We start from the raw sequence: 7,135 nt of genomic DNA, 5'->3' as shown, positions 1-7,135 counted from the left end.
GTCGCGAAGAAGACCGTGTTGCAGCTGATGCAGGCACTCGGGTTGGCCTGCAAGGTCCGGCGCAGGAAGCGCTACAACTCCTACCAGGGCGACCAGGGCGCGGTAGCGCCCAACGTGCTGAATCGGGAATTCGAGGCTGATGCACCGAACCAGAAGTGGGTAACCGATGTGACGGAGTTTCACGTCGGTGACCGGAAGCTTTACCTCTCACCGGTCATGGACCTCTTTGACCGGCAGATCATTTCTTACTCGCTGGGCTTGTCCCCGAACCTCGCGCTCACCAACGATTCACTGCGTGAGGCCCTGACTTCTCTGAAGCCGGGTCAGCAGCCGCTGGTGCACTCGGACCAAGGTTTCCAATACCGTCACGCCTCTTGGCGCACCCTCATCGAGAACGCCGGCGCGGTCCAATCCATGTCCCGCAAGGGCAATTGCTACGACAACGCCGTGATGGAGAACTTCTTCGGCCACCTGAAGGAAGAACTTTTCCACCACGTCCGCTTCCTCAACACCGACGCACTGGCACCTGCAATAGAGGAATACATCCACTGGTACAACAACAAAAGAATCTCCACAAAGCTCAAGGGCCTGAGCCCGGCGCAATACCGGGCCCAGACCCTTGCAGCCTAGAATCCCATTTAGCCAGTCCAACTATCGGGGACCAGTTCAAAGTGAGAGAGCGTCGCTGATTTAAGCCCATTAAGTGAGAGAGCGTTGCATCGGCAGGTATCAGCGGGGCGGATAGTTGATATCAAAAAGCTCGCCTTCCCCGAATATATGAAGTGCCTCACAGTAGTTACAAGACCTGCAACAACCAGTACCGCAGCCAGTAACCAGAAGGACTTCAACGTGGAAACTCCCCTCTCCCATCTTGCCCACCTCGAGATCACCACCCCGGACGTCGAAGCCTCGGCACGGTTCTACGAGGAAAAGTTCGGCATGCGCATCATCGACCGCGTGGACGGCAACGTCTACCTGCGCTGCTGGGGCGACTACTACCGCTACAGCCTGGTCATCACGGAAGGACCGGAAGCGTCCCTGGGCCGGATGGCGTGGCGCACCAACTCCCAGGCAGCCCTGGAAGCCGCAGCCGAGCGCATCGAAGCAACCGGCGTGCAGGGAACCTGGACGCCCGGCGGCCACGGCTTCGGCAAGGCTTACGAGTTCACCGGCCCCTACGGCCACCACATGCGCCTCTTCTATGAAGTGGAGAAGTTCGTGGCCGAGCCCGGCTTCGAATCCACTTACCCGGACCGGCCGGAACGCCGCAGCAGCCACGCCGCCGCACCCCGCTTCCTGGACCACGTCACGGTGGCATCCTCCGATGTCCGCGGCTTCGCCAAGTGGTACAACGAGGCCCTCGGCTTCCGCGTTATGGCCTTCGTGGACCTGGACGAGGCACCCATCACCGTCTTCTCCGTCCTCACCACCAACGAGAAGTCCCACGACCTGGGCGTCGTCCTGGACACCTCCAGCCGCGCCGGCCGCGTCAACCACATTGCCTTCTGGGTTGACGCCACCGAGGACCTGCTCCGCACCGCTGACGTCATGATGGAAAACGGCACCCCGATGGAATACGGCCCCTCCATCCACGGCGTGGGCGAACAGAACTTCCTCTACTTCCGCGACCCGTCAGGCCTGCGCGTCGAACTGAACTCCGGCGGCTACCGCAACTACGTTCCGGACTGGGACGCCAACACCTGGAAGCCGTCCCTGGGCTCCAACAACTTCTACAAGAACGGCGCCATGCCGCACTCCATGACCGAATCCTTCCCGCCGGCCGAGGGCTTCACCGCCACCGAAGAAGGCGCCTCCGCCGAGATGAAGGAAGCCCTGCTCAACCCCTACGCAAAGCAGGGACGGGGCTAGAAAAATATGCCTGCAGCAGCATATGCCCTCATCCGCTTCCAGGAGGCCGGCGACAGCAAGGCCCGCGCCGGCCTGCTGATCAATGACCGGATCCTGCCGCTGGACGGGGACATCAACTCCCTGATCGAGCACTGGGACACCACCGAAGCCCAGCTGGATGCCCTCGCCGCCTCCGCCGGCGAGGACACCGGCCTGGCGCTGGCCGACGTCGAGGTCCTCGCCCCGGTTGAGCCGGCCCAGGTCCTGCAGACGGGTGCGAATTACCGCAAGCACGTCATCGATCTCGCCGCGGCGCACCGCGAGCCGGGCGAGGACGAAGAGGAGGTGCGCGCCAAGACGGCGGCCATGATGGACAAGCGGGCGGGCCAGGGCACGCCGTACTTCTTTATCGGGCTCCCGACGGCGATCGCGTCCGCCACGGACGACCTCACCCTGCCGTCGTACAGCAAGTCCCACGACTGGGAGCTGGAACTGGCGGCAGTCATCGGCCGGACTGCGTTCCGGGTCACCCCGGAGGAAGCCCTGGATTACGTGTTTGGCTACACGATGGTCAACGACATCACCACGCGTGAATACGTCTTCCGCAAGGACATGCCGGCCATCGGCTCGGACTGGTACCGGGCCAAGAACGCCCCCGGCTTCCTGCCCACCGGACCGCTCCTGGTGCCGGCCAAGTTCTTTGGCGACCCGCAGGACGTCCAGGTGACCTTGAAGCTCAACGGCAAGGCGATGCAGGACGAGTCCACGCAGGACATGATCTTCGGCGTCGCCAAGCTCGTCAGCGAAGCGTCCCAGATCATGCCGCTGCGCCCGGGCGACCTGGTGCTCACCGGCAGCCCGGCAGGCAACGGCCAGCACTGGGGACGCCTGCTCCAGGACGGCGACGTGATGGAAGGCACCATCGCCGGACTGGGCACCCAGCTCATCCACTGCAAGGACGAAACCACAAGTGAAGGTGTCCAGTGACCACCCAGGACACTGCATTCACCACCGGCACCGGGGAATCAACAGATTCCCCGGTGATCCGGCGTGAGGACCCGCTCGGCAGCATCCGCGCCATGGCCGAGGCACACAACAACTGGGGCCGCTGGGGCCAGGACGACGTCCTGGGCACGCTGAACTTCATCGACGCCGGCAAGCGTGTCGAAGCCGCAGCCCTGGTGAAGACCGGCGAGGCATTCTCACTGTCGCAGCCGTTCGACACCAACGGCCCGCAGAAGGGCTGGCGGCGCCGCACCAACCCTGTGCACACCATGACGGATACCGGAGTGGACGCCGAACGCGGCAACCAAGGCTTTCCGCACGGCTTCGGTGGCGCTGACGACGTGATCGCTATGCCGCTGCAGTGCTCCACGCAGTGGGACGGCCTGGGCCACATCTTTGACCAGGGCAAGGCCTGGAATGGCAGGGCCGCCGGCGACGTGGTCACCTCCGAAGGCGACCTGGTGACCGGCATCGAAACCGCCGCGGCCAAGATCGTCACCCGCGGCGTGCTGCTCGACGTCGGCCGGGCGCTCGGACCGGAGCTGGGGAGGAACGACGGCGAGCTGCCGGACGGTTTCGCCATTACCCCCGAACACCTCCAGCGGACCATTGACCTGCAGGGGCCCAGCTCAAAGGTGGGCCGGGGTGACATCGTGGTGATCCGCACCGGGCAGTACACCAGGGTCCGCCGTGACGGCTGGGGTGACTACGCCGGAGGTTCCGCCCCCGGCCTGTCATTCACAACGGCGCCATGGCTGCACCGCTCCGAAATCGCCGGGATCGCCACCGACACCTGGGGCTTCGAAGTCCGTCCGAACGAGTTCGACGCCGCCTTCCAGCCCCTGCACCAGATCGCCATCCCCAACCTCGGCCTGTTCCTGGGCGAAATGTGGGACCCGGACGGCCTGGCGGAAGCGTGCGCGGCGGACGGCAGGTACGACTTCCTGCTCACCGCTGCGCCGCTGCCGATCACCGGCGCTGTGGGATCGCCCGTCAACCCGATCGCCGTCCGGTAGCTTTTCCTAAAACAGCAACAAAACCACCAGCAGTAACGCCGTCAATACAAAGGAGTCAGCGATGGCAGCAGTACAGAACGTCGGAATCGTCGGGGCCGGAGCCGCGGGACTGACCGCAGCCATCCTCCTGGCAGACGCCGGAATCCAGGTGGAAATCCTCGAGAAGGCGGAAGCACCGCAGACCCTTGGCTCCGGCATCACCCTCCAGGGCAACGCCCTGCGGGTTCTCCGCCAACTCGGCGTCTGGGAGCAGGTCGAGGCGAAGGGCTACGGGTTCAGCACCCTGGGCCTGCGCGCCCCGGACCCCGCCGGCACCGTCATCGCCGTCCTGGAGGACATCCGGACCGGCGGCGATGACCTCCCCGCCACCATGGGCATGTACCGCCCGGACCTCACGGCCATCCTCCGCGAACGGGCCGAGCAGGCAGGCGCCCGCATCAGCTACGGGAAGACCGTCACAGGAATAACGGACGACCGCGGGTCCGTCACCGTGAGCACCGCCGACGGCGGCAGCGCCACCTATGACCTCCTCATCGGCGCGGATGGCCTGCACTCGGCTGTCCGCAAGGCCATCGGCATCGAGGTTGAACCCCAGTCCACGGGCATGGGAATCTGGCGTGCCTTCGTGGAGCGCCCCGAAGAAGTGGTCCGCACGGACCTCACCTACGGCGGCCCCTGCTTCATCGCCGGCTACTGCCCCACCGGCCCTGACACCATCTACGCCTACCTGGTGGAGAAGGCACAGGAGCGCAAGCACGAGGACGGCCCCCGCATCATGGCTGAACTCGCCGCGGCCTACGGCGGCCCCTGGAACGAGATCCGCGCCAACCTGGACCACAGTGCCCGCATCAACTACACCTGGTTCACCACGCACCTGGTGGACGGGCCCTGGAACCGCGGCCGCAGCGTCATCATCGGCGACGCCGCGCACAGCTGCCCGCCCACGATTGCACAGGGTGCTGCCATGGCGATGGAGGATGCGGCTGTGCTGGCAGAACTGCTCATCAGTGCCGACGACGTTACCGAGACGCTCTGGAAAGAGTTCACCGACCGCCGCCTGGACAGGGCAAAGGCAGTTGTCAACGCGTCCGTCCAGTTGGGCCAGTGGATGCTCGACGGCGTCCGGGATGCCAACGTGCCCGGGCTCATGCACTCAATCTCCAGCCTCGTTAAGGAACCGGCATGAGCACCCGCACCACGGAATCCCCCACCGTTGACGTCCACGCCCATATCCTGCTTCCGGCCCTGCAGCAGCTCGTGGCCGAGGCGGACCCCGAGGGCTTCGGCGCCCAGCAGGCCCTGGAGGTGCGGCGCAACGGACCCGAATCCATGGCCGCTTCGGGCCGGATGATCAAGGAGCGCTGGCCGCAGCTGACGGACCTGGACCGCCGGCTTGCAGACATGGATGCCCAGGGCGTGGACGTGCAGCTGGTCTCCCCGTCGCCGTCGCACTTCTACTACTTTGCGGGCGAAGCACTTGCCCTGCAGGTGGCAAAGGCAGCCAACCAGGCTGTCCGAGGCTTCGTGGACCGCGCCCCGGAGCGGCTCAACGGGCTGGGCCTGGTCCCGCTCCAGCACCCCGCCTTGATGGTGGAGGCGCTGGAGCACGCGGTGCTCGACTGCGGCCTGCTCGGCGTCGAAATCGGATCGTTCGCCGCGACCCCGAACGATCCGGAGCGCAGCACCGTCGAGCTGTCCGACCCCCGGCTGGAGCCGTTCTGGAGCCGGGCCGAGGAGCTGGGCGCCCTGGTGTTCCTGCACCCGTTCGGCTGCTCACTGGATGAGCGGCTGGACCGCTTCTACCTCGCCAACACTGTGTCCCAGCCCGCCGAGAACGCCGTAGCCCTGTCCCACCTGATCTTCAGCGGGGTCCTGGACCGGCACCCGGAGCTCAAGGTGCTCGCCGCGCATGGCGGCGGCTACCTTCCCACCACCTTGGGCCGCTCAGATCACGCCTGGAAGGTCCGCCCCGAGGCACATGGCTGCGCCGAGCCGCCGTCGTCCTACCTGAAGAAGCTGTACTTCGACTCGCTCGTCCATAGCCCCGCTGAACTGCGGGCACTCGTGGCCGCAGCCGGTCCGGAGCAGGTGCTGCTGGGCTCTGACTACCCGTTCGACATGGGCTCCGACCTTCCCGTGGACGAGGTCCAGGCTGCCGGCCTGTCGTCCGACGGCGAGGCACAGGTTTTGGGCGGCAACGCACGCACCCTGGGCATCACGGCAGCGGCCGCCCTGACCTCCCGACCCACTGCTTAAGGAACACTTCCATGGTCAAGATCGCACGCTGGAACCACGACGGCGGGACGCAGTCCGGCTTCGTGGACGGCGGACACTGCTACGCGCTGCCCGCTGGCCAGGGCGTCCAGACGCTGCTGGACGCCGGACTGGACGAAACCCTGCGCGTGGCCCGGGAAACCGTAAGTTCCGCCTCTGCCGTTCCGCTCGCGGACGTGCAACTGCTCGCCCCGCTGGAGCCCGCCACCATCCGGGACTTCGTGGCGTTCGAGGAACACGTTGAAGGCGTGCGGAAGAGCATCGACGGCGTGGCCGGCGTGGTGCCCGAGTGGTACGAGGCGCCCACGTTCTACTTCACCAACCCGCACACGGTGACCGGCACGGGCGAGGTGATTGGTATTCCGGCAGGCTGCGAGGACCTGGACTTCGAGACGGAGGTGGCCGCCGTCGTCGGCCGCGTCCCCGGCAGCGACGGCAGGAACTTGACCGCGGAGGAGGCGCACCGGCACATCTTCGGCTACACAATCCTCAACGACTGGTCTGCACGGGACCTGCAGCGCCGTGAGATGAAAGTCAGCCTGGGACCCTGCAAAGGCAAGGACTTCGCCAACACACTGGGCCCGTGGATCGTGACGGCGGACGAGTTCGAGGACCGGCATGACGCCGAGGGGTTCCTGCCGATCTCCATGGCGGTGGAGGTTAACGGTGAGGCCATGGGGCAGGACCTGCTGTCCAACATGGGCTGGCCATTCGCCGAGCTGGTGGCCTACGCGTCGCAGGACTCGGTGGTGCGGCCCGGCGACGTGCTGGGCTCCGGCACCTGCGGCAGCGGCTGCCTGGCCGACCTCTGGGGCCGGAACGGTGCGAAGACTCCCCCGCCTCTGGCAACCGGCGACGTGGTGAGGATGACGGTGGAAGGAATCGGCACTATTGAGAACACGGTGGGCGCGCGGCGCGAAGCCCTGACCCGTGTGGCCGCCCGGGTCCGGCCCCGCAACCGGGTTGCCACTGCGGCTCCTTCGGGCGTCTAG

At 66.1% G+C, this 7,135-nt stretch carries 7 protein-coding genes; all 7 read left to right on the top strand.

The window, feature by feature from the left end; translation table 11 throughout:
• Positions 1-630: IS3 family transposase (locus tag G6R19_RS17200; protein ID WP_163167171.1), on the top strand; the 630-nt coding region annotated here is incomplete at its 5' end.
• 219 nt (positions 631-849) lie between these two features.
• Entirely contained in the window at positions 850-1,869 is a 1,020-nt protein-coding gene (locus G6R19_RS17195; protein WP_163167169.1) for a VOC family protein, read from the top strand.
• Between the two features lie 6 nt (positions 1,870-1,875).
• Entirely contained in the window at positions 1,876-2,835 is a 960-nt protein-coding gene (locus G6R19_RS17190; RefSeq protein ID WP_163167167.1) for a fumarylacetoacetate hydrolase family protein, read from the top strand.
• The gene (locus tag G6R19_RS17185) at positions 2,832-3,869 is read left to right on the top strand and encodes a cyclase family protein (RefSeq protein WP_163167165.1); all 1,038 of its coding nucleotides are present in this window, start codon (positions 2,832-2,834) and stop codon (positions 3,867-3,869) included. Before G6R19_RS17190 ends, G6R19_RS17185 begins: the two co-directional genes overlap by 4 nt.
• A 61-nt stretch (positions 3,870-3,930) precedes the next feature.
• Positions 3,931-5,055, top strand: coding sequence for an FAD-dependent oxidoreductase (locus G6R19_RS17180; protein ID WP_163167163.1), 1,125 nt, complete (start codon positions 3,931-3,933; stop codon positions 5,053-5,055).
• Entirely contained in the window at positions 5,052-6,125 is a 1,074-nt protein-coding gene (locus tag G6R19_RS17175; RefSeq protein WP_163167161.1) for an amidohydrolase family protein, read from the top strand. The genes G6R19_RS17180 and G6R19_RS17175 overlap by 4 nt, the downstream gene beginning before the upstream one ends.
• Before the next feature lie 11 nt (positions 6,126-6,136).
• A complete protein-coding gene (locus G6R19_RS17170) occupies positions 6,137-7,135 on the top strand; it encodes a fumarylacetoacetate hydrolase family protein (RefSeq protein WP_163167159.1) in 999 nt (332 codons plus the stop codon).

The sequence above is a fragment of the Arthrobacter sp. Alg241-R88 genome, from assembly GCF_900537115.1.
GTDB lineage: Bacteria > Actinomycetota > Actinomycetes > Actinomycetales > Micrococcaceae > Arthrobacter.
This window is presented reverse-complemented; position numbering and strand designations above follow the sequence as displayed.